The sequence below is a fragment of the Fulvimarina pelagi HTCC2506 genome (assembly GCF_000153705.1).
Lineage (GTDB): Bacteria > Pseudomonadota > Alphaproteobacteria > Rhizobiales > Rhizobiaceae > Fulvimarina > Fulvimarina pelagi.
Window position 1 is genome coordinate 119,675 of sequence record NZ_DS022272.1, and the last position, 26,830, is coordinate 146,504.

General features: G+C 59.8%; 21 protein-coding genes. 15 read left to right on the plus strand and 6 right to left on the minus strand.

Going from position 1 to position 26,830, the window contains the following annotated elements; translation table 11 throughout:
- The first annotated feature begins 43 nt into the window (after nucleotides 1-43).
- The 7 genes from FP2506_RS00540 (at nucleotide 44) to FP2506_RS18615 (ending at nucleotide 9,355) form a co-directional block, all read left to right on the plus strand.
- The gene (locus FP2506_RS00540) at nucleotides 44-1,972 is read left to right on the plus strand and encodes an AAA family ATPase (protein ID WP_007065377.1); all 1,929 of its coding nucleotides are present in this window, start codon (nucleotides 44-46) and stop codon (nucleotides 1,970-1,972) included.
- A gap of 568 nt (nucleotides 1,973-2,540) precedes the next feature.
- Complete coding sequence (locus FP2506_RS18610) at nucleotides 2,541-2,774, plus strand: hypothetical protein (protein ID WP_148227419.1); 234 nt, start codon at nucleotides 2,541-2,543, stop codon at nucleotides 2,772-2,774.
- On the plus strand, nucleotides 2,771-3,358 hold the full coding sequence (locus tag FP2506_RS00550) for a nuclear hormone receptor DNA binding domain-containing protein (protein ID WP_007065378.1): 588 nt from the start codon (nucleotides 2,771-2,773) through the stop codon (nucleotides 3,356-3,358). Before FP2506_RS18610 ends, FP2506_RS00550 begins: the two co-directional genes overlap by 4 nt.
- 18 nt (nucleotides 3,359-3,376) lie before the next feature.
- A complete protein-coding gene (locus FP2506_RS00555; protein ID WP_007065379.1) occupies nucleotides 3,377-5,797 on the plus strand; it encodes a DDE-type integrase/transposase/recombinase in 2,421 nt (806 codons plus the stop codon).
- A 1-nt stretch (nucleotide 5,798) separates the two neighbouring features.
- On the plus strand, nucleotides 5,799-6,950 hold the full coding sequence (locus tag FP2506_RS00560) for an ATP-binding protein (protein WP_007065380.1): 1,152 nt from the start codon (nucleotides 5,799-5,801) through the stop codon (nucleotides 6,948-6,950).
- Complete coding sequence (locus FP2506_RS00565; RefSeq protein WP_007065381.1) at nucleotides 6,947-8,815, plus strand: TniQ family protein; 1,869 nt, start codon at nucleotides 6,947-6,949, stop codon at nucleotides 8,813-8,815. Before FP2506_RS00560 ends, FP2506_RS00565 begins: the two co-directional genes overlap by 4 nt.
- A gap of 237 nt (nucleotides 8,816-9,052) precedes the next feature.
- Nucleotides 9,053-9,355 carry a hypothetical protein gene (locus FP2506_RS18615; RefSeq protein WP_148227420.1) on the plus strand — a complete coding sequence of 101 codons (303 nt, stop codon included), beginning with the start codon at nucleotides 9,053-9,055 and terminating at the stop codon, nucleotides 9,353-9,355.
- Nucleotides 9,356-9,366: 11 nt separating this feature from the next.
- Here the strand turns inward: FP2506_RS18615 and FP2506_RS00575 are convergent, their stop codons facing one another.
- Nucleotides 9,367-9,846, minus strand: a complete 480-nt coding sequence (locus tag FP2506_RS00575; protein ID WP_007065383.1) for a hypothetical protein — start codon at nucleotides 9,844-9,846, stop codon at nucleotides 9,367-9,369.
- A gap of 11 nt (nucleotides 9,847-9,857) precedes the next feature.
- Between FP2506_RS00575 and FP2506_RS00580 the strand changes: the two genes are divergently transcribed.
- Nucleotides 9,858-12,665, plus strand: a complete 2,808-nt coding sequence (locus FP2506_RS00580; RefSeq protein WP_007065384.1) for a hypothetical protein — start codon at nucleotides 9,858-9,860, stop codon at nucleotides 12,663-12,665.
- Nucleotides 12,666-12,739: 74 nt separating this feature from the next.
- Nucleotides 12,740-13,252, plus strand: coding sequence for a DUF427 domain-containing protein (locus FP2506_RS00585; protein WP_007065385.1), 513 nt, complete (start codon nucleotides 12,740-12,742; stop codon nucleotides 13,250-13,252).
- 9 nt (nucleotides 13,253-13,261) lie between these two features.
- Here FP2506_RS00585 and FP2506_RS00590 read toward each other — a convergent pair whose 3' ends face one another.
- Nucleotides 13,262-13,564: a nucleotidyltransferase family protein gene (locus FP2506_RS00590; protein WP_007065386.1), complete on the minus strand. Its 303-nt coding sequence runs from the start codon at nucleotides 13,562-13,564 to the stop codon at nucleotides 13,262-13,264.
- A 54-nt stretch (nucleotides 13,565-13,618) separates the two neighbouring features.
- Nucleotides 13,619-14,068: a hypothetical protein gene (locus FP2506_RS00595; protein ID WP_007065387.1), complete on the minus strand. Its 450-nt coding sequence runs from the start codon at nucleotides 14,066-14,068 to the stop codon at nucleotides 13,619-13,621.
- A 149-nt stretch (nucleotides 14,069-14,217) separates the two neighbouring features.
- On the opposite strand from FP2506_RS00595, the gene FP2506_RS00600 reads away from it, so the two are divergent.
- Nucleotides 14,218-14,478, plus strand: coding sequence for a helix-turn-helix domain-containing protein (locus tag FP2506_RS00600; protein ID WP_007065388.1), 261 nt, complete (start codon nucleotides 14,218-14,220; stop codon nucleotides 14,476-14,478).
- Entirely contained in the window at nucleotides 14,475-15,878 is a 1,404-nt protein-coding gene (locus tag FP2506_RS00605; protein ID WP_007065389.1) for a type II toxin-antitoxin system HipA family toxin, read from the plus strand. Before FP2506_RS00600 ends, FP2506_RS00605 begins: the two co-directional genes overlap by 4 nt.
- A gap of 19 nt (nucleotides 15,879-15,897) precedes the next feature.
- Here FP2506_RS00605 and FP2506_RS00610 read toward each other — a convergent pair whose 3' ends face one another.
- The 3 genes from FP2506_RS00610 to FP2506_RS17780 all read right to left on the minus strand — a co-directional run bounded on the left by FP2506_RS00610 (nucleotide 15,898) and on the right by FP2506_RS17780 (nucleotide 18,733).
- Nucleotides 15,898-16,542: a Uma2 family endonuclease gene (locus tag FP2506_RS00610; protein ID WP_007065390.1), complete on the minus strand. Its 645-nt coding sequence runs from the start codon at nucleotides 16,540-16,542 to the stop codon at nucleotides 15,898-15,900.
- 872 nt (nucleotides 16,543-17,414) lie between these two features.
- Nucleotides 17,415-17,930, minus strand: a complete 516-nt coding sequence (locus tag FP2506_RS00620) for a hypothetical protein (protein ID WP_007065393.1) — start codon at nucleotides 17,928-17,930, stop codon at nucleotides 17,415-17,417.
- Nucleotides 17,927-18,733, minus strand: a complete 807-nt coding sequence (locus FP2506_RS17780) for a response regulator transcription factor (RefSeq protein ID WP_050764943.1) — start codon at nucleotides 18,731-18,733, stop codon at nucleotides 17,927-17,929. The genes FP2506_RS00620 and FP2506_RS17780 overlap by 4 nt, the downstream gene beginning before the upstream one ends.
- A 467-nt stretch (nucleotides 18,734-19,200) precedes the next feature.
- Between FP2506_RS17780 and FP2506_RS00630 the strand changes: the two genes are divergently transcribed.
- The 4 genes from FP2506_RS00630 to FP2506_RS00645 all read left to right on the plus strand — a co-directional run bounded on the left by FP2506_RS00630 (nucleotide 19,201) and on the right by FP2506_RS00645 (nucleotide 26,661).
- The gene (locus tag FP2506_RS00630; RefSeq protein ID WP_007065395.1) at nucleotides 19,201-20,922 is read left to right on the plus strand and encodes a hypothetical protein; all 1,722 of its coding nucleotides are present in this window, start codon (nucleotides 19,201-19,203) and stop codon (nucleotides 20,920-20,922) included.
- 155 nt (nucleotides 20,923-21,077) lie between these two features.
- Complete coding sequence (locus FP2506_RS00635; RefSeq protein WP_187289010.1) at nucleotides 21,078-23,105, plus strand: hypothetical protein; 2,028 nt, start codon at nucleotides 21,078-21,080, stop codon at nucleotides 23,103-23,105.
- Between the two features lie 98 nt (nucleotides 23,106-23,203).
- Nucleotides 23,204-25,309 carry a type I secretion system permease/ATPase gene (locus FP2506_RS00640; protein WP_007065397.1) on the plus strand — a complete coding sequence of 702 codons (2,106 nt, stop codon included), beginning with the start codon at nucleotides 23,204-23,206 and terminating at the stop codon, nucleotides 25,307-25,309.
- Nucleotides 25,310-25,320: 11 nt separating this feature from the next.
- Nucleotides 25,321-26,661: an HlyD family type I secretion periplasmic adaptor subunit gene (locus FP2506_RS00645; protein WP_040489244.1), complete on the plus strand. Its 1,341-nt coding sequence runs from the start codon at nucleotides 25,321-25,323 to the stop codon at nucleotides 26,659-26,661.
- Nucleotides 26,662-26,830: the final 169 nt, after the last annotated feature.

Here is a 26,830-nt window from a genome sequence, read left to right on the forward strand (position 1 = left end):
CATTCGACCGCGCCTGCGCAAGAGGCGCACAGGAGAGAGTGGAATGTCACTCGACATGCTTGCCGAAGCCGAAGACGCCTCCCATCGCAGCCGCGAGCGCCGTCACCTCGACGATCAGATCGCGGACTTGCTGCCGTCGCAGAGGCTGATCTACGACATCCTTCTCGACCGGGTCCGCGCGGCCGCCGAAAATCGGGGCGATCGGCACGTCCTGCTCGGGATCCGTGGCTTCGACGCGATGTGGCTCGAGACCGCATACGAAGCTGCGAAGCTGATCCTGATGTCGACGCTCGGGTCGACGCATGTCGACTGCACCGCGGTCGCCCGCAACACCAGCAGTGTCCAGCGTGCGCTGCCGCTGACGGTCGACGCGATCGCGCGGCATCTGGAGGACGGCCCAGTCCTCGTCATGATGCTGCCGGACGACGAGACGCCGACGCTGATCGAGGCGATCGCCGACGACATCGTCGAGATCGCCGAGCCCCCGCCTGCCGCGTTCGCAGCCGCGATCGGCCTGGAGGACCTCGGCCGACTTTCACCGCACCATCGGCTGTCCGCATTCCGACCGGTCAGGTTCGACATGGCCATGTCGCGAGGCAGAAACGCCGAGGAACGCCTCGCGATCCTGGACGCCATTCTAGCCGACGACGCGGACGACGAGCCCGATGAGAAGACGCCTGCGCAGCGCCCGGCGCCGTCGGCCGATGCGCTGCCGCGCGTCGAGGACCTGCACGGCTACGGCGCCGCCGGCGATTTCGCCCGTCGGCTTGTCGAGGATCTCGCCGCATACCGGCGGGGTGATCTCGAATGGCGCGACATCGACTCGGGCGCACTGTTCGTCGGGCCGCCAGGCACGGGCAAGACGATGCTGGCGGCCGCCATCGCCGGGTCGTCGGGGGCGCATTTCGTGCCGACGTCGTATGCCGAATGGCAGTCGAGCCGCGGCGGCTATCTCGGCGACGTCACCAAGGCCATCAGGCGCACGTTCGAGGACGCCGCCGCGAACCTGCCCGCGATCGTCTTCATCGACGAGATCGATGCGATCCGGGCCCGCGGAACCAGCGACCGGAACGATTCCTGGTTCGTCGCGATCAACGGCTGCCTGCTCGAATGCATGGACGGTGTCGCAAGGCGCGAGGGCATCGTCGTTCTCGCCGCATGCAACCACGATCGTATGCTCGATCCCGCGCTCGTCCGTGCGGGACGGCTGGACAGGCGTTTCTTCATCGGCCTTCCCGACGAGGAGGCGCTCGCCGGTATCTTCAGGCACCATCTCGGTGCCGGCGTCGCGGACGACGCGATCGGCCAGGTCGCGACGCTCTTCGCCGGCACGATGTCGGGTGCGGACGTCGTCCGGATCGCGCGGGATGCCCGTCGGCGGGCGCGGCTCGCGGGCCGGCAAATCTCGGCGGACGACCTGATTGCGGTCGCGGTCCCGCCCGAGACGCGTTCGCCCGCCGTCCTCAGCCGCGTCGCGATCCACGAAGCGGGACACGCGGTCGTCCGCATGATCTTCGGAACGATCCCGACCGCGTTGTCGATCATCGAGACCGGCGACGTCGGCGGCGCGGTCAGGTCGTCGCGCGACGCTTCGACATTCGAGGGCCTTCGCGGAGAACTCGAAGAGGAGGTCGCCTGTGCGCTCGCGGGCCGTGCTGCCGAGGACGTCCTGCTGGGATCCGTCTCGGCGGGTGCCGGCGGCAACGGCGACTCGGACCTCGCGAGAGCGACCGGGCTTCTCGCCGCGTCCGAAAGCATCCTCGGGCTCGGCCGGACGATCGCGCACGGCATGGAGGTCGATGGCGTTGTCGTCCACGAGCGCCTGGCCCGGATCTACGCCGAAACCGTCATGCTTGTCGCGAGGCATCGCGGCGCCGTCGAGGATCTTGCCGGACGGGCGATCCGTCATCGGGTGCTTGGCCGGGCGACCCTTGTGGCATTCGCCGAGGAATACGGCTTTTCCGGCCGGTGAAGGGGAAGAAGAAAACGGGCTGTCGCCGCATAGCGGCGGCTCGTCCAAGCGACTGTAATCGTTGGGTGCGAACCATGGATAGATCGAATTGCACCGCCCGCGTCCACGGAGCGGAAGCCATATTCCCTAACGCGGGATTAACGCGTCCGCACTATGGTCGACGGTCCCGCACGAAGAGTGGCGGGCAACCAGGAGATACCCTGCCGATGACCTTCCTTTCCCTCCTTTCTCACGGTGCCGGGCAATGGGCCCGCGCCCTGACGAAATGGGATCGGTCCGTCCCGGTACGCGTAGCCTGACGCTTCCCGAGGCGAAGACCGACCCCATCGACAAGACGATACCGCCCCGCTCGCGACGCTGACGCCGCGACCGGTCCGAGATCCCGCATGGAGTCCGCCCTCATGATCCTTTGCACGCGACAACGATCGAAACGCGCCTGACCGGCGCCGGCTGAGGCCGGCCCGTCCATGACCGCTCGACCCTTCGCATCCGCACGACCTGCGCCGCCTTCCGCGACGCCGGAACGCTCTCGTCGTGCGCATTGCTGCAACCTTAGGAAGTCCTTCAGATGTCCCTGATCAATTACGACGACCGCGCCCTGCACGAAGCCATACAGGACGACATGCCTCTCACCGCCCAGCTTGTCTCGATGATCCGGGGATCCGCCGGCCGCACCGGAGGACGGAGAGGGCATAAAACGGCTACCGCATCCCTCGCGACACGCCGGCGGAACGTCGGGCCTGGGCTATCCGCTGGCACGTCTGCGGGCGCAGCACCGCTCGCGGATCGGACCACGCGATGACCGGCTCGCTGTCCACGCTCCGCTGCGAGGAGATCACCTACGACAGCCGTTGCGAGGCCGCGAGTGCCCTCGTCCTCGACACGGCGGGAATCGTCGCCCGGATGGGATCGCAGGCCGGCCCCTACCACTGGTTCGAGAACGGCGTACGGCACGAACACTACTTCGATCTCGTCTACCAGCGGTTCGACGGGGTCATGGTCTTTGTGGCCGTCCGCCCGCGGGCGAGCAGCCAGTACGAGCGCCTGCGCTCGATCGTCCGGCTCGTCAGAGCCCATGATCCGCGGCTGCGCGACTGCGAGATCCAGATGCTCGACCGGAGGCACTGTCCACCGTGGCGCGTCCAGCGGGCGCTCGTCATCCGATCGGCCTGGGACGAGGCCGATCGGGCTGCCGATCGCGCTTTCCTCGAAGCCCTTCGCGGACGGCGCGGAGCGATGCGCATCGACGAGGCGGCCCATGCCGCCGGCATCGATGCCGAACCGACCCTGTGCGCCGGGCGCCTCCTGATGCTCGGCCATCTCGAACTCGAACCCGAAACCCTCCTCGTCGACGGCACGCTCGTTCGAGCGGCCAATCGGCGCTGACGAGAAGGAGCCAAGCCCATGTCCTTTCCCGTACTTCTCTCGCCCGGCCATTTCACGGTCATCCGGTACCGGCTGACCGAGCGCGACCGCATCACCTGGGGAGGCCAGGAATACGCCTGGAAGCGGACCGACGAGCGCGGTCACGTTATGGTCGACGTCAAGGAAAGGCGCGAGCACGAGATCGGGCACGACACGTTCGACCGTCTGCTTAGGTCCGGCGAGATCGTCCACGAGGAGGACTTCTATTCGCGTCAGGTCGCCCGCCGGCGCGAGCGGGACATCACGTGCTACGAGGATCTCGATCCTGAAGAGCGCGAGATCATGATGCACCGCCTGCGGTGGGTCGAGGCATTCGAGATCCTCTATGTCAGCGGACAGGCCAAGAAGGCGCCCTACGGGTTCGAGAAGGCCGTCGGAATCATCGAGGAGAGGTTCAAGGAGGAGGCCCGCGAGCAGGACGGCGGAAACACCGACCGAAACGCGCCGGGCGACCGGCCGCTGACCGGACGAAGCGCGCCGTCGTGGAGCCAGTTGGGCCGATGGGTCCGCGCGTATGCCAAGGCGGATGGCGACCCCGTCGTCCTGCTTCCGGAAACGCGGAGATGCGGCAACCGGGCCCCGCGCCTCGATCCCGTCGTCGCGCGGTTCGTCCACGTCACGGCACAGCGCTACTGCGCCCCGAGCCGGCCGAGCGTCGCTCTGCTCTACGAGCGGATGGGACGGCAGATCCGGCTCTACAACGGCATGTACAGACGCCCCCGGAAGCTTCCCGACCTCGATATCCCGAGCGTGAAGGCGCTGGAGCGCGCCGTCACCGCGCTCGACGACTTCGACAAGATCGCCGGCCGTCGCGGCATCGACTACGCGCGCCGGTACTTCATGCCGGTCTTCGAGGGGCCCGTCGTCACGCGTCCGCTCGACCGTGTCGAGATCGACGAGTGGAAGATCTCGCTTCAGGCCGTCCTGGAGCGGACCGAGATATTCGAGAAGATGTCGAAGGATGAGAAGGAAGCCGTCAAGCGCATGCGGTGCTGGGTGACGGTCGCGATCGACTACGCAACCCGCTGCATCGTCGGCGTCTCGCTCTCGAACCAGATGCCGTCCGCGACCACGGCGCTGTCCTGCCTGCGCTGGATCATGGAGGACAAGGAACCGCTGCGGCTGGCCGTCGGCGCGAAGACTCCTTGGCCCTGCCGCGGCAGGCCCGTCGAGGTCGTCACCGACGCCGGCTCCGGCTTCAAGTCTAAGAGGTTCGAGTGGGCCCTGCGCTCGCTCGGGATCGATCGCGGCCGCCCGCCGGGCAAGCACCCGAACTTCCGCGGAACGATCGAGCGGTTCTTCGGGACGCTCGAGACGCGCCTCATCGCCCGCTACGACGGCCGGACCTTCTCGGGCATCGAGGAGAAGGGCGACTACGACTCCGAGAAGTTCGCCACGCTGACGGTCGAGGAACTGGAGCGTGCGATGATCCGCTTCATCTGCGACGTCTACCACCGCACGCCGATGGCCGCCCTGGGCGGTCTGTCGCCCTCGCAGGCGTGGAACCGCCTGATCGGCGACGGCGTGCGTCCGGCGCCCGGGGCCGACGCCATGTGCCGTGCGTTCGGCACGGCGTTCCATCGTTCCGTCTCGGCCAGGGGCGTGCGCGTCCACGGCTGCTTCTATCGCTCGGCCGAACTCATGGACGCGTGGGAGAAGAACAAGAACCTCGAGGTCGACGTCTTCATCGACGAGGGCAACCTCGGCCGGGCGGTCGTGCGGATCGAGCGCGGACACTGGACCGCCGTCGAGGCCGACGCGAAGCACTATCGCGGCCTCGACTTCGACAGGCACTTCCGCGAGATCGGCGATCTGGTCTCGAGAGGTCTTCCGGCCTTCGAGGGCGTCACCGATCCCGCCGAGAGCCGGACGATCATGGACGAGGCGCTGGCCGATCTCGATCGGACCGCGCTCCTGTCGCGACGGCGTGCGGGCCTCTTCGATCACAAGAAGATGGACGCACGAATCGCGGCGGCAAAGGGCCGGGCGGAAAAGATGTTCACGGCCATGGCCGAATACCGGGTTCCGTCGCCGGACATATCGGATCCGTCGACCTTCGTCGATCTGCTCGACGGGATGCCGATCCGGGCGAACGCCCCGCGACTCGATATGGACGACGCGCTCTACGGCAAGGGACTGGAGGAACTCCCGGAGGAGCCGGTCGGTCAGGAGGAACTCGAACCCGAGATCAACGGCACGGAGCCGACCCGGACGCCGAAGAGGCGCCGCCGCAAGAGCGCGTCCGCGTCGCCGCGCGAGACCGGACGACCGGTCGCGTCGACACCGACCCGCACGCCCGAGCCGGAAACGCCGCCGGCCGACGCGAAGCCGGCCGAGACCCGAACCGAACCGACCGGAACGACGGGTGATCGCGTCCGACGTCACAGACTGGAGAGTTGAGATGGCCGCCGTCATCGAGAATCACGACACCGACGACACGGGCGAGGCCGAGATCGACGAGGCCGCGCTGACCGAGTTCGAGCGGCGCATGAGCGCCCTCGTACCCGGCCGGGCCTCCTATGCCGGGAAGCTCGCGAAGCTGAAGCAGACCTACTTCTGCCTCGAACGGGACGACGAGTTTCGTCTGGCGCTGAGCGATCTCGGCGCGGAGGCGATCGCACGCGGGCGCTCCGGCGGCGGCGTCGAGCGTCTCGACGGATCCTTCCTCACGCTGACGGGCAACCCCGGCGCGGGCAAGTCGCGAATGCTCCGGACGGCCCTGAAGATCTGCGGGATCCTGGAGCCCTTTCCGTTCAAGGGACACGAACTCAGGCTGGCCGTCAGAGTGACCGCGCCCAGCCCGTTCAACCGGGAACTCTTCTCCGCCGCCATCCTGCGCGCCGTCGGCATGGAGACGGACCGGCGTCTGACCGCGAACACGGGGATGCGGATCGTCACCAACCTGATGCGGCGCACGAGGACGTCGCTCGTCATCATCGACGAGGCCCAGCACATGCTGCGATCGGAAAGCCCGAAGGTCACGAGCACCGCCCGCGACACGCTCAAGAACTTCTCGGCGGACCCCGACTGGCCGGTCTCGTTCCTGCTCGTCGGGACGAGGCGGGCAAGGCGGATCATCGCGACCGACAACCAGGTCAGGCACCGGAATATCTGGATGGACGTTCCGCCGATCCGGATCGACACGACCGACGGGACGCTCTTCCCGCACGACATGGACCTCGTCCAGGATGCGATAGACGAGGCCATTTCGCGGGCGGACCTGTCGGACGGACTCGATGATCGCGCCGACGTCGCCGTGCGCCTTGTCTTCGCTTCCGGCCTCGAATACGGGCGCCTGTTCGAATTCATCCGGCTCGCGGCCCAGAACGCGCTCTCGTCCGGGTCGTCGTCGCTGACGCGTCGGGATTTCGAGGAGGCACTGCGCAAGCGCACCGGCTGCTCGGCGGACCGCAACTCGTTCCGTACCGCGGTCACCGACTTCCGGATCATCCGCCACTGGCTCTCCGACGAGGACGAGGAGTTCTTCGGAGAGGACGACGTCCTCGTTCCCGATCGCGAACCGACCCGGCGCGTCGGCGGGAGGGGAAGATGAGAGGAACGCTTCCCGTCCGTCCGCCGATCGGCGCTAGCGAGACCCCCGTCGCCTACGCGTCGCGGCTCGCCCGCGCGAACGGCTTCGATTCGATCTGGGGCTTCGCCGGCTTCTTCGGCATGGATCCGCACCGGCTCCGGGCCGGTCGCCTTGACGATCTGAAGGGCCTCTCGCGCCTCAGCGGAGTGGCACTGCCCCGGCTCGAGTCGATGGCGGGGCGCTTCCTGCGCGACGGTCGCATGCGGTTCGGCGACGAGATCGTCACGATGCAGGGCATCCGCAGCACGACGATCGCCTTCTGTCCGGCCTGCATCGCCGAAGACCTTCGTTCCTGCGAGGTCCTCGAGGAGATCGAACGCCCGTGGCAGCGCCTCGAATGGCGTTTCCGGGCGATCACGGCCTGCGGCACGCACGATGCCCGGCTTGAGGAACACCGTATACCGCCTCGCTTTCAGACGGGCGACTTCACCGGCGCACTCGACTGGTGCCGCTCCACCGGTCTCGTTCCCCGCAAAGCGCAGCCGGCAGTATTCACGCGTCGGCAGGCCTACCTCGCCGGCAGACTGAGAGGCGAGACGGTGACAGCCGGCGCGTTCGTCGACGGCCTCGCCTGGTATGCGGCCGCCCGCATGTTTGAGTGCGTCGGTACCGCCGATCTCGCGCCAGGCATGATCCGCTTCCGGAAGAACGACATCCTCGATGACATGGGGGCCGTCGCCGATCGCGGGTTCGAGATCCTTTCGGACGGCGAGAAAGCCTTCGCGAAGTGGATCACCGATCGGATCGAACGATCACGGACCAAAGAGACCGGAGCCGGCTGGCCGGCGTCGCGGTCGATCTTCGGCGACCTGGCCGACACGCTCGAACGGACACCGGATCCGGAATACGTCCGCATCCGCGCGATGATCGTCGAGGCATCGCTCGACCGTCTCCCACTGGCCGCCGGATCGACGTTCCTGGGAACGGAAGTCGTGATGCGCAGGTATCATTCCCTCCGGTCCGCGTCCTCGGACGCCGGTCTGACAGCGAAGCGGATGACAGAGATCCTTCATGAGGCGAGCCTTCTGCCTGCCAATGCGTCCACGCTCGCGCCAGAGCGGATCCTGCTGCCTGCCGGGCCTGTCGATACGCTGATCAAGAACCTTCGCAATCTCGTTCCGGCCGCAGAGATCGCGCGGATCTTCGGCCTTCCGGAATCGCAGACGCGAACCGCAGTGGAATTGACGTGCCTGACGCGGATGGCGTGTCCCGACGGACGCATTCCCGACGGTGCCTTCGACCGGCGCGACGTCCTTGCCCTGAAGAAGAGACTTCTCGCCGGCGCCGAGGCCGTCGACCGCATGACGGACGATCGCATCACGCTCGAGGGCTGCCTCCGGCATTTCCACGTCCGCTTCGCCGATCTAGTCGCGATGGTCGAGAGCGGGCGGGTCGGCTGGCGCGGTCTGCTGCGCGGGTCGAAGGACCTGCGCGGCCTCGTCTTTGACCGCGAGGAGATGCGGCGCCTGACGGCCAAGGCGGAAGACGGCGGGCTCTCGCTGGTCGAGGCCATGGCCTACAGCGGCTTTCACAAGACGGTGTTGAACCACTTCGTGGCCACCGGCATCCTCGCAAGGCCCGAAGCGGTCAATCCGCACAACGGTCGCAAGGTCTCAGCTTTCCGCACAGCGGACCTCGACGCGTTACGGACGCAATTCGTGACGCTGACCGCGCTCGCGGACGAGATGAACACGGAGAAGGCGAAGCTCTGGAAGGAGATCGCTGCGGCTGGCATCGCGAAGTTCCCGGAGGACGTTCCGGTCAGGCAGGTGGTCTACCGGCGGTCGGACGTAAACGCGTGGACTGGTTCCACATGTGCATTCTAGGCGCGGGCGGAAATTGACCGACAAGTTCGCATTGACGATGTATCAACGTCGAAGAGTCGGTATAGATTGCCTCCTGCGCGCATTGACTATTTATGCCGCTTATTCGTGGAGTTCGAAATGACCAGGGTCCTACTAAGCGTGGTAGCGCTCGCTCTCACTTATCCCGATCTGACGCATGCGCAGAGTGCTACGTCTCCGTGCAGAGGTAATTACGAGCAAATAAAGAATTGTCAACAAATGGCAGCAACGATCCGCATCCAACAAACAATCATTGAATCCCTATCTGTCAGCAACCAGATTGCCAACCAGCATCTGCAGAAGCTTGATTCTATAAATAATGAGTTACTGTTGCTTCGAAATTACTTAGCCGATCAGCAAAAAGTAGACCGAGACGACTTTAGAAAACAAATTTTAGAGAAGATCTCGTCCCTACCTAGTCTTATAGCGTCCGACCCGGTAGCCTCTCAAGTTTTGGTAGAAAAGGTAATGCAGCAGTTAAGCCAGCAGGCGGAAGAGAACATCGAAGAGGGACAAAATTGAATGGTTGGACGTTAGCGCTTTGATAGTACCTCACCTAAATCAGAAATCAGTCTTTCCTTAAGTACGCGGTAAGCTTCTTCGTCGGATACAAGTTCGATCGGTAGACGGGCTATTTTCTCCAGTAATTGAGTCCTGATTACCGCCATTTCAGATTCGTAGAGATCCGATAAGGAACCTCGCAGAACCACAATCTCATTCCTCAACGCGCTAATTTCCGCGTTCTGCGCGTCCAATTTTTCAAGTGTACTCTGTCTAAGGATCGCCACGCGCTCCGCTATACCAGCTTGGATAGCAAGCTCGACTGTCTCGAAAAGTCCACCAGTCGAGTCTTGCAACTTGTATCCTGATTTTTGGCACGGCGTAAAAATACCAGCATTGGGAGGGCTCATGCATCCGCTGACTATGGCAGTCGCTTGCGCTGACGCTGGTACCGTATGGAAGCAAAATGCAGTTGCCATTGAGATTGCAATGACCGAGATTTTGACTGACATCCGCTCGCTCTTTGAAAATCAAAAAAAAATTTTTGAAAAACGGTGTGAGGCAGGTACGGTACGATGCCGTCTCAAAGGTGTCAAATGAAATGCGTCATTGCCTAAAGGTCATACGAACAACGTTGCTTGTCGGAGCCGTATCGTGCCATAGCGCGGGTGCGCAGGGTTCACCCAACGACAACGATGTCGACAAAAACATTGCCGTTGCCGCCGGCAAATTAGGGTTCTCGCTCACGAAGGCGGTTCTCTCAGCTACGGGTTCGGTCGAGAGACCAACGCCGACATCGGAAAACGGAAGAGCGCTCGAAAGAGCCCTTTCAGGCTATGCTAAAAAGCGTGCGAATGCGAACGCCAAGACCGAAGCAATACGCGGAATAGGCCAGTTTGGTGTCGACGCCTTATCAATATCGCTGGCAGCATCTGGCGCAGGAGTCTTAGCTGGCTCGCTAGCGAAAGCGAGTGGTCAGTTGGCTACGGACATGATCGTTTCTAGCATAGATCGAAAGCTTCAGGGATCCGTAGATGCTCTGCTCGCTAGCAAGCGAGGCGAGCTATTAACCATCTCAGGCGGCTCCTACGACGAAATGCGTGGCCTACCACCTGGCGAGTTGAAAGACCGACTTGAAAATAGCGGCGATTTCTTCCGAGAAATGGAGCAGACATTTCGTGACGACTCGGAAGCTCTGAGAGTTGCGAAAGAACTTACGATAGAGTCGATAAAAAACACGAACAAAGCGACGCTTGACAGTCTGCAGTCGACAAATCGGCAAGTGTCAGAAATTTCCGCTGAGCTTGGGAACGCCGTCAACGCTTTTAAGCGCTATGAGGAACAAACTTCAAAACGATTGGATGCGCACGAGGCGACTATTTCAGAGATACAGCAGGATGTGGATAGCCTAACCGATTCCATGAGTGAAGTTACTAGAAGACTGGATTTGCAAGAGAGAAATGGAGCGTTTGTAGCAGACTTCGTGTTTTCCTCTATGGGTCCAAGGGCTAAGGTAGAGGCGCTGAAGGCAGGATTTATGTCAGAGCGCTTCGCCTGTAGCGATAATGCAAGTTCTTGTAAGCAGTCGGAACTTAAAGAGGCCCTGATCGGTCAATTCGAAGCGGAGGCTTCATTGAGCGATCAGGTTTCAAAGTTAGAGAAAACCGTCGGCGTAATTAGTGATGTATCTTCAATTGCAACAAATCTTGGAATTGAAATCGAAGGTTTGAACGAAGCTGTAAATATCTCTAGCGTCGCTTCCACCGCGTTCTCGCAGTATGCATCTGGAAATCTGCTCGGAGCGGTAGCAACTGTTACAGGAATATTTGGAAGAGCAGCCGATCCGGACCAATCTCGCTTTGAAGCGACAATGCGGTTGCTAAGGAAAGAATTCGCTCAGGTTAATGCCAAGCTTGATAAAGTTCTAGAAAACCAGAAGGTACTGTTTGAATCGATAACGGCATTGTCAGAGCAATCTCGGATGCAATACGAGGCCTTAGATCAGCGGTTGCAAAGGATGGAGTTCGAAACCCTTCGGTTGGGTGAGACAGTTCGCGAGGATTTCTGGAGCAATCTTACTACTTGCAATTCGGTGTATCAGAAGATGCGCCAGCAAATGACGAGGGTCGGAGCCTCCGACATAAGGGACATCCGGTTCAGCCCTGATGTGAGGGGGTCCGTAGGGTCGAGTTCGATACAGTGCCTCGTTAGAGCGCAAGGACTAGCTGAATCACTATCGGCCACAAACAGATTTGGCAATTTTCTCAGCGCGAAGCATGCGATTGACTTCGTGCCGGAAGTCGCCGGCATACAAGATGACAAGAGGGCGCATTCGCTTTCGACCTTACAGACTTATATAGACGCAGTTCATAATCCAATTTTCATACTTGTTACGGACTGGGCAAGGGGGGCGTCCATACCGGCTGGAGATTTGTTCTATGGACTTTCCATCGCAGAAAACAGACATATCTCAGTACTAGAAAGAGCTTTCGCTGTAGCCGGGTCAGGCGAGTTATGCGTAGAGAATGGGGCGGCTTCGAGAGAGTCAAGAGTACAGCGCCTGCTTTGTAGCCAATCGGATCCGGACCGAGCCGCAGTATCCTTGCTGTCCAAACCATTAGTCGCTGATTTTGCGATCGACTTTTCTAATTGGATGCGTGCCGTCTCGGCCTTGGTTGAAACATACTCGCAGGTAAGTGAGAAGTTTCTCGCCCCTGCCGAACTTCTTGAAGCTGTACAGAATGGGGAGAGTTTTCCTGCAGGAAACGACCTAATCGAGTATGCGGCCTTGGTCTTAGATTATTCTATTGCATCCTATAACATGCTTTTTGGATACGCCCCAGCTAGCGCAATCGTAGAAATCTTGAACAATCCGGAGATTGCAGAGGATGAAAAAGAAAAATTAAGTACGATCCTGTCTGCGAACGCATACCTCCATGCGAATACAGCTCATCTGTTCATGAGGGAGAGATATAAAGCTAGGAATGCTGGAGATCCATCATTGCGTTTCTTAGGCCTAAAATACAAATTCGCGGTGGACTCGGATCCGAATATGTCCGTCGAGTTTTTCAATGATATGTTTGGTAGCGATATCAACTTCATTGTCGAAGAGAAAGGTAATATACAGATATCACTTCTCGATGGTATTGTTGCTCCGTTACCGAGTGTAGATGATCTTGAACGAGGGCGCTTACGCTTTCCCGAGAGTTTCGAAGCGATGATAAGGCAGCGGAACGATCTTGAGGAATTGCTGATCGATTACGACTTTTACGACGGCCTGAGTCCCTCGGATGCAGCCGCAGTCGCTTTTATGACCGCGAATACGGATTGAAACGGATACAAACATACGTTGCGGTTTTCGGGTCGGATGGGTGCGTTGAACAATTGCCATTCTGAAGCGGAATTATGAAGCGCTTTCTCACCCCTGTACCTGCCCCGGACCCCACCAGCCCCGGCCAGGAGAGCGTCTGGAATTTCCCGCGGCCGGCCCGCATCGAACCAGTCACCTCGCGCTTGAAGGTTGAGTTCGCCGGTCGTGTCGTGGCCGATACCGTGAACGGCTTCCGCGCGATCGAAACAAGCCACCCGCCGTCATACTACTTCCCGCCATCGGACGTGGACCGCGGCTTACTCCGAACGGCGTCGAAGCGGACTCTCTGCGAATGGAAAGGCGGTGCTGCCTATTTTGATCTCGTCGCAGGGACACGAGTCTCGGAGGATGCCGTCTGGTCCTACCCCGATCCAGTTTCGGACTTTGCGCCGATCACCGGCTACCTCGCCTTCTATCCTGCTCGCGTCGATGCCTGCTTCGTCGACGGCGAACGGGTCGTGCCGCAGGAGGGCAGCTTCTACGGCGGCTGGATCACGTCGAAGGTCGCCGGTCCGTTCAAGGGGCCGCCAGGGACGGCAGGCTGGTAGATGAATATCTTATGGAAGAGACCGAATATCACGAGCGATATCTACTCGGACCTCATCCTTCAGAGCCGTATCGAAAACGAGATCGACCGGCCATCCGAGCGCTTCGCTCGCTTCCCTCCGAAGCCGCGCGATCACCGAGTAACTCATCGGCCGGGTCCTCGAGACGAGAATGTCGAGATCGCTGTTCGGCCTGAAGTCGCCTCTGGCGTCCGAGCCGAAGATACGTGGATCGGTCACTCCGTAGGCGGCGAGGACGTCAAGGAAAGCCTGCTTGTTGAGCCTCAAGGCCTCATGCGGGTTGGAAGCTTTCATGCGAATGTCGTCGCAATGTCGCTCTTCCGCCAAACAGCGTCTCCCTTCGGACGGTCACTCCACCCGACCGATCCCGAATTCCGGTTCGTCCGCGATCTCGATGATGGCCCGTGCCACTCCGTCCGGGAGATCGGCCGTCTTGCCTACTCGCCGTCTTCCTTCGCGCGCTTCGGCGACGTCGCCGGATACGAGACGAAGCGGTCGACGCAGGCCCCATGAAGCTCTTTTTCGGCGGTCGAATTCTTCCTGCGGCAGAGCGAATGCAGTCTGGGCAGCGGCCTTCGCGGCTTCGTGCGTTTCTGCATCGATCCACACGGTTTCACCGAGGATGAACCATCCCGGCCGCTCGTCGAGCGGTCTCGAGACGACGAAACGACCTCTGGGCGTATCGCAGAACAGGACGCCGAGGGCCATACTGTCTTCGGTATCGTCACCGATGGCCCAGGCCAACGACGTCGCCGATCGTTTGCCGCCCGCTCGCGCAGCCGGCGTGTCGTTTTCCATTCCGGTCTTCAAGAAGAACTTCGTGCGTAATCGAGGTCACGACGTGGCGGCTTTGCATGGTGAGAAGTCACCTCATCGCCGCCAATACCTGGTATTGATGTTTTGGTCAATCTAAGGTATCTGAAGTTCAAAAATTGATGGAAAGATCAATGTCGCAGTTCGCAGGCATCCTCCGGACGATCTTCGCCGAGTCTGCCAGACGCGGTTGGACCGACGCCGAACTCGCTCGTCGAGCGAATATCACACCGGAAGCATTGTCCCGGCTTTCGAAGCAGGGAGGTGCACGTTTCGCGACATTGGAACGCCTAGCTTCCGCCGTCGGCTTCATGGTGAAGCTGGTGCCGGACGACGACTATCTGGAAAGGCTGACGAGCGGCAGCCTCCTCGACGGGGAAAGGCAGGAGCCGTGAGCGACCGAAGTGCCGTAGTCTGGACCCGAGCGACGGGATCGCCTCGCCGCCTCGGTCTTCTTCTGCGATCGGACAAAGCCATCCGCTTCACCTATGACGAGGCTTCATCCGACCTTCCGGGTATCTCCCTCGTCCATGACACGACCAGGACTGCAGGACATACCCTGGAATTCCGGCCTACCGAGGAGAACCGGTTGCCACCGATGTTCCAGGCTCTGATCCCGCCTGCCGACAGCGCCAACCTGCAGCGGCGCATTCTCACGCATCTGATCGAGAAGTCCGGGGACAGGATCTCGAACCCTGCCGATCTCGAGTGGAGGATGCTCGTCCTCGCCGGAAGGAACGGGATCGGACATCTGGACGTGTTCTCCAGCGACGAAGCGGCCGCGGGCTACTATGCAGAACAAGTCGATCCGGTCGTTTTCGACAACGAGGAACTAGCGGAACGTCCGCTCTGGAATCTTGTCATCAATGCCATATCACCGACCGCGGACCCGCTTACGATCGAGGAAGTAGCGGAACGCATAAAGGCGCAGCCATCCGTCGGAGGCATGATGCCGAAACTCCTGGCGAAGATCCGGCGGTCGAACGGACAGATCGTCGACGCGCTCGTCAAGATAGAACCCAGGGAATATCCTGGCATTCTCGCACTCGAGGATCTCGCCTACGAGATGCATTCGCGTATCGGCATCCCCATTCCTCGACGTCGCCTCTACGTCTCCGGCGACGGGGTGAGAATTCTGGCGACCGAGCGTTTCGACAGACGCGACGGCCGACCCGTACCCATGGAAAGCGCCTTTACGGCCCTTTACTGCGCGACTGCCGGAAGGATCGGGCAGCGATGGTCGAACGAGGGTGCGTCTCCCAGCCTCGAGGACGTGACGAAGCTTATCGAGCATAGCATCACGGGCGTCTCGGCCGCCCCTGCTTCGGATATTCGGGAATTGTTCAGACGGACAGTGATGTCGCTTCTGACGGGAAACGGCGACAATCATCTCGAGAACCATGCCTTTCTCGGGTCACGAGGTTCGGCAGGCCTTTCCCCACTCTACGACCCTGCCCCGATGCGCGGCTATCACAGGCATCAGATGGTTTCGTCCCTGGCATTCGGCGGCATGGTGTTTAGGCAAGGAAGCATCCCGTCCGACCTTGGGGAGGGGGTTCTTCGTTTTGCGGCGTCGATCGGCCTTCAGAAACGAGTAGCCCTCGGCGAAATAGAGAGGTGCCTCGAGGCGACGACCGATTTCGCCGTCATGGCGAGCAGGGTCGAAGACCGCGGTGTCGGTCCTGATCTGGTCGGCCGGATCGAGGGTATCCGCTATCGCATCGAACGCCTGGTTTCAGGACGCCGGAACATCCGCGCCAACCGCGTGTTCGAGCCGATCGGTCGGCGCTCTTGAGCGCGATCGTGGCGTCGAACTACGGCTTGGGATCGGAGCCGAGCGCGTTCCGCAGGGCCGGAGTACGGGAATAGATATCCGCCACGGTGCACCGGAGGCCGAAATCGGCGAGAACGATCTCGTCTTCCGGAGCGTCGTGACGGGTCACGGACCAGCCCTGCTCGGTCCTGCGAGCCACTTCGACGAGCAGTTCACTCTGATCGACCGTGATGATCGCCCTGCACGGCGGCAGGTTCCGATAGCCTTCCATCTTGACATCGATCTTGGGTCGGTTCGTTCCGGTGAGGATCCTAAGGTCGCTCGGACTGACGACCTCGACCGCGAGAAGGCAATTTCCGGTCCTGCTCAATCCCTCCAAAAGATCCGCTTCATCGAGGACCGCGACATCCGGAACGTAATTGCCGCCACCGACGATTCCTGCCTCCGACATGTCGATCATGACTTCGCGACAGGCGATAAGGTCCAATCCCGAAGTCGATATCCCGTCATTGAGAAGCCGCTCGACGTTCGATGCGATGACGGAATGCGGTATGGTAGGTTGCGCCTGCATGACGAAAAGTCCGCCGATCAGTTCCCATGCCTCTTCGTCGGGTCTGCTCGCGACGAAATCGTCGAACCCGGCAGATGCGGAGTGGACTGGCACGGATTGGGCAGGCAAACCCATCACCCGATCTCCTTCGATGAAGCGCTATCGCCCGGACCGTAGCATTGCGTCTATCCGATGGTCGAGAGCCCTACGCTCGATCCCTTCGTCCGATCCGCGAGGCTGGCGGCCACGGCGAGATCGAACCGACCCGTCAGACCGGGAAAAGGGCGAACCGCCCGCAAGGATCTCGACGCTTCGATAATCCGAATTATTATAAATTCGATTATCGAAGCGTCGAGATGTTCTTCTTCGGTCGCAGCAGGGAACCGGACCTTCTGAAGCGGAAATTCTGGAATTCCCGGCCTTCGCTCGTGATCGCCTACGACCGGCAACGCATCGGCAAGACCCGGCTGCTCCGCGAGACTGCTTCGGTCTGCTCTTCCGTTTCCAAGGCGACACGAGTGTTCGAAGTCCTCGATCCGGAGCGGTTCAAGCTTTCGATATCCGCGTTGTCCAGTTCGTCTCCCATCCTCGACGGGAAGAAGGATCCGCGAGGCCCCGCTTCACCATCCTGCGGAACTTGCTCCAAGCGACTTTCCAGGCCCCGTCCCGGTGATCGACGAATTCCCTCATGTCGCTCGGAAGGATCGGGCTCTTCCATCGAAACTTCGTCGGTTCAGGGATTTCGGTCTGCTACGAAACTGGAGGCGTTCGCTCGTCATCGTTTGCTACCCAGAAGATAGGCGTCTTAACGTCCGGCATTTGAAGCAAATGCACTCGATTTCCGATTCCACCCCTTACTGTCGCAGATTTCAATTTATGAGCCGGCCGCGTCCGACCGAGCCCTGTTTTGCAAGCATGTGAAGGGATACGCGATTCCAGTCTTTGCGTCTGGCGAGACCAATGAAGTTGAGAACCGCTACGCGTTTTTCCTCTCGCTAGGCACATCATCATGCTGGGAACGCGTTCACTCTGATGACATTCCACAAAGCTCGATTTGATGTCCGGATCTCAGTAAGGGCCTGCTCAAACTCTTCGATCGCTCGGCGATCCAGCTTGCGATAGCCGTCAAGCCGGATGCTGTCCTTCGATTCGGCAATTCGAAGATTGATCGTCATCTTCGGCAGGCTGTCGTCTCCGAAGGCATAGAGGCAGTGATTGTAGTGATTGCGGACCTTCTGACACTTCGTCAGGGTCTTCATGATGTCGAGGATTTCGTCGCGGCGCTCCGGCGTAAGCCTTCCCATTTTCGCCAGGCGCTCCACCAACGCGATCCTTGAGCGTGACGTGCCCAGAGTAAGAAAGATGAGAGTTGCCGTTTCCTTATCCGTTCCAACCATTCCCGCGATGAGGTGAACGAGCAGGCTTTCGGTGTTCGTCCAAGTGTAGTTTAACTCGCCGATCAGCTTCAGAAGCCGGTCGAAATCCGTGGAGGCATGGACTGGCTTCGTCGCAACGGTACTCAATTGGGCAACTCCTCCAATCGCCCCAATTGCCTCGAGCGCCGCGAGAATATAGCGGCTGCCTCCGTTCGGTTTGTAACGTGCAGTTTCCCCATCAGCTTATGCAGGTGAAGCTTCACCGTATGCTCGGTGATGCTCAATCGATTCGCTACAAGTTTGTTCGGCTTGCCCTGGGCGACGAGTTCTAGAACGCTCAACTCGCGAGGCGTTAAGGTGTCTAGACGCGATTCCTCACAGTGAGGATGTGTGCCCATTTCATTGTCGTCCACTTCTACGTGCAACGTCGGACCACGTTCGTCGGACATGGTCAGGAGATGACGGGCATACTGTGCCGGGAAGTACTCGTGACCCTCAAGCATGAATTGTATTGCCAGAAGCCATTGATCGAGCCTGATCTCCATTGGAAGAAGACTGAAGCTCAAGGGAAGGCGATAGAGGCGCTCGAGCACGGTCCGGTCGGGCATGCGGTCGGTCAGAATTGCTACCGAAGCGTAAGGAAAGCCTGCGCACGCTTTTGCAAGTTTCTCCCTCGAGGGCGCCTGCATCCGCCCGTCCAGCATGACGAGCGTTTTAGCCTCTGAACGAGCGCTGAGTTCGACAGGGTGGTCTGGCAAGATATCAAAATGGACAGCACCAAGATCTGCTACCAGGGTATGCCGATAGCAGTCTGGCAACATATTCTCTTTTTCCAAGAGAAAGCAGACCTTGTTTTCTATCTCGAGCGTCGAGGGATCATAGGGATCAGCGGTCTTTACCGCCGGATTTCCGAACAGTGGACGCATGGTTGTTTGGCCGTCCCAAGACATCGATTGCTCCTAGCTCTCGCTGCGCCCCGAACGTATCCTTTTGATACTAAACATAATCTTTTCGGTTACTAAACAGGCTATTGCCCATGCGTTAGTTTGGCAAGCTAGACGAACGATTAGTCGCATTTGAGTCTCTCGAGACTAGTCGAGATCCACCAGAACTTGAAGTGGGCTTTTCAAACGCTCTGCTGAAAGGCGGAGACGCCGTTTTCCTCAGGCTATCCGATGCTCTTGCAGACTAGCCGAATGTCTCATGCCCACAGCATCAGCTAGGTCTCATGGTCCTCAATCCAATTTCTAGCTTACGCCAACCTTATCTCTAACGCAGAGTTAATTTTGCGGAAAGCGCATGTAGATGGGTGATTCTGACCATAGTACCCGCGTTGTCTGAGTATAACATCTATTCGTATTCAATATTACTTTGAATACGATGGCATGGGCTTTTGGCTAACTCAACCGACGACCAGATGCCACGCGAAACGTTTACGCAAGGCGGTGTCGTCCTCAGCAGGGAAGAGGAACAGACTATGTCTGGCAAGAACAACAACTATATCAATGTCCCGCATCATCGGGATGGCAAAGACAAGCACAAGGACGATCAGTCCCAACACCAGTCCCAATACGAAAAGCAGGGCCAGTCCCAGTACGAGTATCAGGGCCAGTATCAGGGTCAGTACTCTCATTCAGAGAACGGAAACTTAAACGGCAACCTGAACGGTAACCTCAACCTGAACGGGAACCTGAACGGGAACCTGAACGGCAACCTCAACAAGAACATCAACGAAAACACGACGACGACGACAGTCGATGTCCTTGTCGATCTTGGGTTGACAGGCTTCGAACCCAGCGACGACGATTTTGCCGATCTCGACTTCGAGAAGGTCAAACTCGACAACCTCATCATCAATCGAGATGGCGAGGTCGACTTTGATCCAGGTGACGACATCTCGATGTCAAATATCCTGAATAATGCACTGGACGGTGCTGGCAACGACAATGCCTTCGTCTTCAGCCAGGATGCGCGCCTTGTCGACAACGACACGTTGAAGGACCCCAAAGTAACCAACGACGCCGAATTCAAGCAGAATGGCGATGCCAACGGCGGAAAGGCGTACGCGTCCGAGGGCATCAGCGCCGGCGGCGCAGGTGCCAGGGGCGGTGACACCGGCAATGCCAACGGTGGCATGGGCTCAACGAGTGGTGCAGCTCTCGGCGGCCTCGCTTTCACGCTGGGCGGAATCGGCGGCAACGCCATGGCGGATGACGTCAAGGGCGGCGACGGCGATGACGGTGGCGATGCCGGCGCCCTTTCGGCTGCGCTCGGTGCCGTAGCGGCGGGCAAAGCCGAAGGTGGCGACAACTATAAGAGCGATGGTGGCCAAGGCGGTGACGGCGGAAAGTCCAAAGCAGAGTCCGGTGATGCCGCCAAGACGGTAGGTGGTGATGGCGGCGACGCAATCGCCAAGGCTGCGACAGTTCCGGTCGCGGTCAGTGTTCCGATCTCTGATGCCGATGCGGATGGCGGATCAGCCGGCGGCGGTAAAGGGCATCACGGATACCCTCACCACAAGAAGGGCGACGGTGACGGAGACGGCGGCGACGCGGTCGCCGCAAACCTGACCGGTTCGCTGGCAGCGGCGTTCGGCGTCACCGGCGCAGGTGTCGACGATGGTGGCGATTCAGGCAACACCAATGGTGGCGATACCGGGAATGCCAACTCCGGAGACGGCGGAGCCGGCGGTAACGGCGGAGACGTGAACGGCGGTGATGCCGGGCTGATCCAAGCTGCGTTCGGCAATGCCTTTTCGCTCAGCGGTGCGATCGGCGGTGCCGGCGGTGCCGGTGGTGCCGCATCCATCGATGATATCATCGGAGGTGCCGGCACTGGTGGCGCTGCGACTGGCGGTGCCGCAACATCCGGCGCGGGCGGTGCCGGTGGCATGGGCGGTATGTTGACCGGCGGCGCCGGCGGTGCTGGTGGTGCCGGCGGCATGTGGGGCTCGAACAACGGTGACGACGGCTTCGTCGAGGGCATGTCACAGGCCTCGGCAGACGCGATCATCGACACTTCGGCCTTCAACCAGTCGATCGTGATGGGCGCGAACATCCTCGGCAACACAGTCGATATGACCGTTGTCGGCGGAAACTACACGTCCAGCCTCACCGGCGAAGACGACTCGGCAGGCTGATAGTTCGAGCAGATGGTCTGTAATCCCCGATAGACCAACCCGAACTGTTCGACACTGGCGGCGGACCGTCCCCCTCTCGGCCCGCCGCCTGCAGCCTGACCGTAGACCGGACGAACCGGTTCATCGAGCCAGATCTCGATCGATAACCTGGCAGGTTGAGTGGCACCATGGATCTCACCAGCGAAGAAATTGCCCACTTCATCGGTCTGTTTGCACTGACCGACGACTCGATGCGCGAGCGGATCTCATATGACCCGTTCCATCTGAACGGGCGGAGAGCGGAGCCGGATGCCGAACTTCCGCTCGAGGGTGTCGAAATTGCCGACAGTTTCGAACTGACGCCCTTCCGGCCGAACATCGTTTACAATCCCCCGTCGTTTCAAATCGTACCTGCAGCCGCTGGCCCGATACCGATACCGATGTCGCCCGACGTGCCGATGCCGGATGTCTGGCTGACGCAGAACACGAGCGTATTCCCCTTCTATGGGACTCCCTATTTCGAGTTTGACTTTCCACTCTTTCAGCAGTTGCGGATTGTTCTCGAGTTCACGGTAAAGCCTGCTTTCCTCGAGATCGAACCACCGGGCCAGATCGCGGTCGTTATCCACCAGTACAACTCCATCAGTGATATCGACATCATCGAATTCAAGGACGGCATGTTCGATGGCATGGATTTCGGGCGAGGTTCGGAACGGATCGATGAGCTTCTGACGACCGCCGGCAGGCTGGATCCAAACGATCTCGAACTCTTGCCTCCTGGGTCGGAAGCGGCGATCGCCGACATGGTTGCGGAGATCGTCGAACTTGCGGCAGGGATTGATGCGGAACCATCGGGAGCTGACGCCGACTACGCGTTCGTCATACGGGGCGAGTCCGCGGTCGGAGCGTTTGTCGACGGCAAGCTCGTCGATCTGCCACCGGTGCTTTCCGAGTTTCAGCCGCGACGGCATGACGCCGAGCCCGAGGAAGGCAGTTTGGAACAGTCGCATTTCGACCCAGAAACCGGCGAGCATCAACAACAGGCCGGGTTCGAAGTCGTGGCTGGCGGAAATCGCCTTATCAACGAGACCGGCATTCTCGACGCGATGCTCACATCGCCACTGATGTATGTCCTCGGCAATTACACGAGTATCGACCTGATCGTTCAGACCAATATCGTATCAGACCACGACGCTATCGAAGCTGGTTTCACAAATCACTCGCCCGTCAGCGAGGCCTACAACGTCGCCGTTCGTTTGATCGAAGCAAACGACCCTTTCGAAGGAATCGATCAGTCATCGCTGAGCCTTCCGGCAAATTTCAGGATCACGACACTTGGGGGCAATTACGTCAATATCGATTGGATCAAGCAGACGAATTACGTCATCGATGACGACTGGATCGGCGTCACCAGAAGCGGCACTTCCACCTTCATCACTACGGGTGAAAACCTCGCCGTCAACGCGTCCTATCTGACCGAAATAGGAATGTCATTCGATTTGATCGTGGTTCTCGGCGATGTCTGGAAGGCCAACGTCATCTTTCAGTCGAACATCTTCGCGGACGACGACACCGTTTGGCGCGACTCACCGCTCGGAAATTCCAGTTACGATCTCGAGAGTGGCAACAATCTCGCATGGAACGAGGCATCCATCACCCATGTGGGCGGGACGAGCTTCGCGCCGCTGAGTCCTGAAGCCAAGAACTTTGCCGAAGCGGTCAAGGGCGGGCCAACCTACATCACATACGAGATGTTGCAGAACGAGAATTTTGCCGGCTTCGGCACGCTCGATGTCCTGGTGATCGAGGGCGATTATCTCGATCTCACATATGTCGAACAGCGGAATATTCTCTCCGACAGTGACAACCTGCTGATCGACGAGGGCGACGGACCCCTCGGTCCGAACGAAATCTCGTTGGCCCAGAACGAAGCAATCAACATCGCTTCCATCATCAAATACGGAGTCGACCAGCACGTCGAGGTTGGCGGCACGGTCTATTCAGAAGCGGCTATCTATCAGGCCGGCTTCCTCGACGTCGACGACCCGGACGACGCCCCGGTACTCGATGACCTTGCAAGCGAGGCTGTCGTCTTCCTCGCGGACGAAATGTTGAAGAACGACGACACGTGCGCGAACGATGAACTCGAACGGCAGGTCCAAGACCAGGATGCCGATGACCTTATGCAGACGATGCTGGCGTAAAGGGGGGTAGCATCTTGGACAGTATTTCAGGCGATCTCGACGAGAGACGGACTTCGTCTTCCTCCTCGCGCAGTATTGGAGAAGAATGGGCCGAAAAGATGTCGGCCGCCCTTGAACAGTTGAGGGAGATTGCGAAGGAAGAAGCAGATCGAAGTGCCGACACGGCAAGCAAATCCCAAGATATGCATCCGCACGACGGCGGTTCGGCGAATACTCGCGCCGAGGAGAGAGCTTCTCGGTCTTCGGAGGCTCGACATTTTCAGGAACACACTGAAGAACGAGGCCCGACGAGTGAAGCCCCGACCCGGACGACAGAACGACCGACATCTGAGACGATTTCCACGGTAGGGCCTGAGACTCCGTTTGCTGCGAAGACGATCGATCTCGAAAGCGGCCCAATTCGAGCTTCGGGGCCCGGTGGGCCACCGAAAGGGACGGATGGAAACGGTCGCGGCGGTGGCGGTGGTAACGGAGGCGGATTCCACAAACGGCTCGGTCCTGTCGACTTCTCTGGGAACCTTCGCGAAGGTCTTGCTGCAATACGGCACAACCTCATGATCGTAATGGTCTTTACCTGTGCCACGAACCTGCTGGTTCTCGCCATTCCGATCTATCTTTTCCAGATCTCGGATCGCGTACTGACCAGCCGCTCTCTCGATACTCTCTGGATGCTGACCGTGGTGATCGTCGGCGCCGTCGTGCTCAACGCGGTTTTCGATGCCGTACGGCGCTTCATCCTGATGCGAACGGCCGTCCAATGTGCAGCGAAGCTCGGCGCTCCGATACTGAGCGCGGCGGCACGCGCATCGCTGCATAGCAATGGGAAAGAATACCAGACGCTTGGCGATCTCCAGCAGATGCGTGCCTTTCTGACTTCGGGCACGCTGCTGTCGATGCTCGATGTTCCCTTCGCACCACTTTTCATCTTCGGCATTTTCCTAGTGCATCCGCATCTCGGCTCGATCGTCATAATCACCGCCATCGGCCTTCTGGTTATCGCCATGATCAACCAGAAATTGACGGAGAAGCCCTTCGCCACCGCCAATCTCCATCTCGGACGTGCCAACGTCCACCTCGACTCGATGTCTCGCAACTCGCAGATCATCAATGCGCTTGCGATGATCCCGGAGGCCGTCCAGATCTGGGGGCGTGACACGGCCGCCTCCCTGACAGCGCAGGTGCGAGCGCAGGATCGCAACATTGTCGCCGCGGCCTTCTCAAAGGCGTTTCGCCTGCTGACACAGGTCGCGATGCTCGGTTGGGGTGCTTATCTTGCAATACAGGGCGAGATCACCGGCGGCATGGTGATCGCCGCCTCGATCATCGCGGGACGTGCGCTGCAACCGATCGAAGGCGCGATCGAGGGTTGGAACCAGTTTTCGCTTTCGCGATCAGCCTTTGCTCGCATCTCCGCTCTGCTCAAAGCGTCTCCACTGAACTTTGAACGCCTCGTGCTACCCAACCCGCAAGGGCGCCTCGACGTCGAGCGTCTGCTCTATGTCCCCGAGGGCACCAAGCGCGTCGTCCTCAATGCACTCAGTTTTTCACTTAAGGCGGGCGATTCGCTGGCGATCATCGGAGACTCCGGCGCTGGTAAGACGACCCTCGGAAAGATGCTCGTCGGCTCGATCCTGCCGACCTCCGGCGCCGTGCGGCTCGACCTTATGGACCTGCGCAACTGGGACCAACGTCAGTTCGGTCTGAACATCGGCTATCTGCCGCAGGACGTTCAACTCTTCCCTGGCACGATCAAGGACAACATCGCCCGAATGCGTCCCGAGGCGGACGATGGCGACATCTATGAGGCCGCGCGACTGGCGGATGTCCACGAAATGATCGCCTCCCTGCCACAGGGCTATGAAACAATCGTCGCTGCGGATGGATCGCCGCTTTCGGGTGGCCAGAAGCAGCGCATCGCGCTAGCGCGGGCGTTTTTCGGCAATCCGAGACTGATCGTGCTCGACGAACCGAATTCCAACCTCGACACCGCCGGTGACGCGGCACTGGCTCGTGCGATCGAACATGCCAAGAGCAAGGGCATTACGGTCGTCACGATCACTCAGAAGCCGACGATACTTGGAAGCGTGGATAAGATCATGGTGCTGTCGCAAGGCAGTATCGCCCTCTTCGGACAGCGACGCGAGGTCCTGAAATCTCTCGCTGAGCGATCGAAAGGGAATCGGCTCGGCGGACAGCCAGGTTGAAGGAGAACAACATGGGACACGCGCTAGCCAACGACAATCGCACCGAGTGGTATGCCGGAGTTCCGCGCGGTATCGGCAAGCACACAACCTTCGGGCTACTCCTCCTGTTGGCCACATTCGGCGGGTTCGGAACCTGGGCTTTCTCTGCGCCGCTTGCCGCCGCGGTGCTTGCGCCTGGCAGCTTCGTCGCGACCGGCCAGAACAAGATCGTCCAGCACCTCGAAGGCGGCATCATCGATGAGATTCTCGTCTCGGAGGGCGACCAGGTCTACGCCGGACAACCGATCGTGAAACTCGACGAGACCGCGGCATTCGCGAAAGACAGGCAGCTGTGGCTGAAGCACGCTCGGCTCGAGGCGATCAACGCGCGTCTCCTTGCCGAGTACGAAGCGATAGATCGGATTTCTTTCCCCACGATCCTCACAGCGAACGCGAACGATGTCGAAATCGCCGATATCATGCGGAGCCAGGAACTGAATTTTGCCGGTGCGAGAGCAAAACTCGACACTGAGATCGATCTCTTCGCGCGCAACACGGAAGCCCTCAATTTTCGCGCTGAGGGATACAGCCGCCAACGTGGATCGGTCGAACGTCAGCTCGGGTTCCTTCGTGAGGAGCTGAGCGGAAAAGTTGCGCTGCTGAAAAAAGGGTATATTAACAAAACGCAGGTCAACGCGCTTCAAAGGGCAATCGCGGAGTCCGAAGGCCAGATCGGCCGCTTGTCGTCGGAGATCGACGAGACGAACTCGCAAATAGCGAAGTACGAGCAGCAGGTCGAACAGGCGATTGCGGCCTATCGGCAGGCAGCGCTCGAGGAGCTCCAATCGATCGAAGCTGAACTCGACTCGGTGCGCGAAGAGCGAAACAATTCCTCGAACATCCTAAAGCGAGCGACGATCCATGCGCCCGTAGACGGCACGATCGTGCGCCTCCACTATCACACCTCCGGCGGCGTGATCGAAAGCGGCAAACCCATCGCGGAAATAACGCCTTCGAACGTTCCGCTCATCATTGAGGTTCAGATTCCGAGGACCGATATCGACAGTGTTAAGGTAGGCCAGGAGGCGATGGTTCGCCTGAGCGCTCTCAATCAACGGACGACGCCGGTCCTTGACGGCTCGGTCTTTTACGTGTCGGCAGACGCCCTGCCAGACCGCATGAACGGTGCCGCTCAGGAAGTTTACGTAGCGCGTGTCAAACTGAGTGCCGACGAACTTGCTCGCGTCCGCGGCTTCGCACCGACGCCAGGCATGCCGACCGACATCATGATCAAGACCGCCGAGCGCACATTCTTCGATTACGTCTCCAAACCTGTCGTTGACAGCATGTCCCGAGCTTTCCGCGAGAACTGATTACAAACTCGCGGATCCTTCGTTCAGTCGAGATATGAGCCGCCTCGGATTTCCGCGGGTTCCAATATTTTTGCAAGGCCGATCCCGAACGACGATCTGATTGTATAGACGGTAGGAGAGTTTCGGGTGCAGACACAGACGCGCGTTCAAGAACGACGTTTACGGCATT

Coding starts and splice junctions, on each gene's coding strand:
- FP2506_RS00600 (WP_007065388.1), top strand. CDS start 14,218: ATGTCGCAGTTCGCAGGCATCCTCCGGACGATCTTCGCCGAGTCTGCC.
- FP2506_RS00565 (WP_007065381.1), top strand. CDS start 6,947: ATGAGAGGAACGCTTCCCGTCCGTCCGCCGATCGGCGCTAGCGAGACC.
- FP2506_RS00640 (WP_007065397.1), top strand. CDS start 23,204: ATGTCGGCCGCCCTTGAACAGTTGAGGGAGATTGCGAAGGAAGAAGCA.
- FP2506_RS18610 (WP_148227419.1), top strand. CDS start 2,541: ATGTCCCTGATCAATTACGACGACCGCGCCCTGCACGAAGCCATACAG.
- FP2506_RS00585 (WP_007065385.1), top strand. CDS start 12,740: ATGAAGCGCTTTCTCACCCCTGTACCTGCCCCGGACCCCACCAGCCCC.
- FP2506_RS00630 (WP_007065395.1), top strand. CDS start 19,201: ATGCCACGCGAAACGTTTACGCAAGGCGGTGTCGTCCTCAGCAGGGAA.
- FP2506_RS00560 (WP_007065380.1), top strand. CDS start 5,799: ATGGCCGCCGTCATCGAGAATCACGACACCGACGACACGGGCGAGGCC.
- FP2506_RS00645 (WP_040489244.1), top strand. CDS start 25,321: ATGGGACACGCGCTAGCCAACGACAATCGCACCGAGTGGTATGCCGGA.
- FP2506_RS18615 (WP_148227420.1), top strand. CDS start 9,053: ATGGCAGCAACGATCCGCATCCAACAAACAATCATTGAATCCCTATCT.
- FP2506_RS00540 (WP_007065377.1), top strand. CDS start 44: ATGTCACTCGACATGCTTGCCGAAGCCGAAGACGCCTCCCATCGCAGC.
- FP2506_RS17780 (WP_050764943.1), bottom strand. CDS start 18,733: ATGTCTTGGGACGGCCAAACAACCATGCGTCCACTGTTCGGAAATCCG.
- FP2506_RS00610 (WP_007065390.1), bottom strand. CDS start 16,542: ATGGGTTTGCCTGCCCAATCCGTGCCAGTCCACTCCGCATCTGCCGGG.
- FP2506_RS00555 (WP_007065379.1), top strand. CDS start 3,377: ATGTCCTTTCCCGTACTTCTCTCGCCCGGCCATTTCACGGTCATCCGG.
- FP2506_RS00550 (WP_007065378.1), top strand. CDS start 2,771: ATGACCGGCTCGCTGTCCACGCTCCGCTGCGAGGAGATCACCTACGAC.
- FP2506_RS00575 (WP_007065383.1), bottom strand. CDS start 9,846: ATGTCAGTCAAAATCTCGGTCATTGCAATCTCAATGGCAACTGCATTT.
- FP2506_RS00590 (WP_007065386.1), bottom strand. CDS start 13,564: ATGAAAGCTTCCAACCCGCATGAGGCCTTGAGGCTCAACAAGCAGGCT.
- FP2506_RS00595 (WP_007065387.1), bottom strand. CDS start 14,068: ATGGAAAACGACACGCCGGCTGCGCGAGCGGGCGGCAAACGATCGGCG.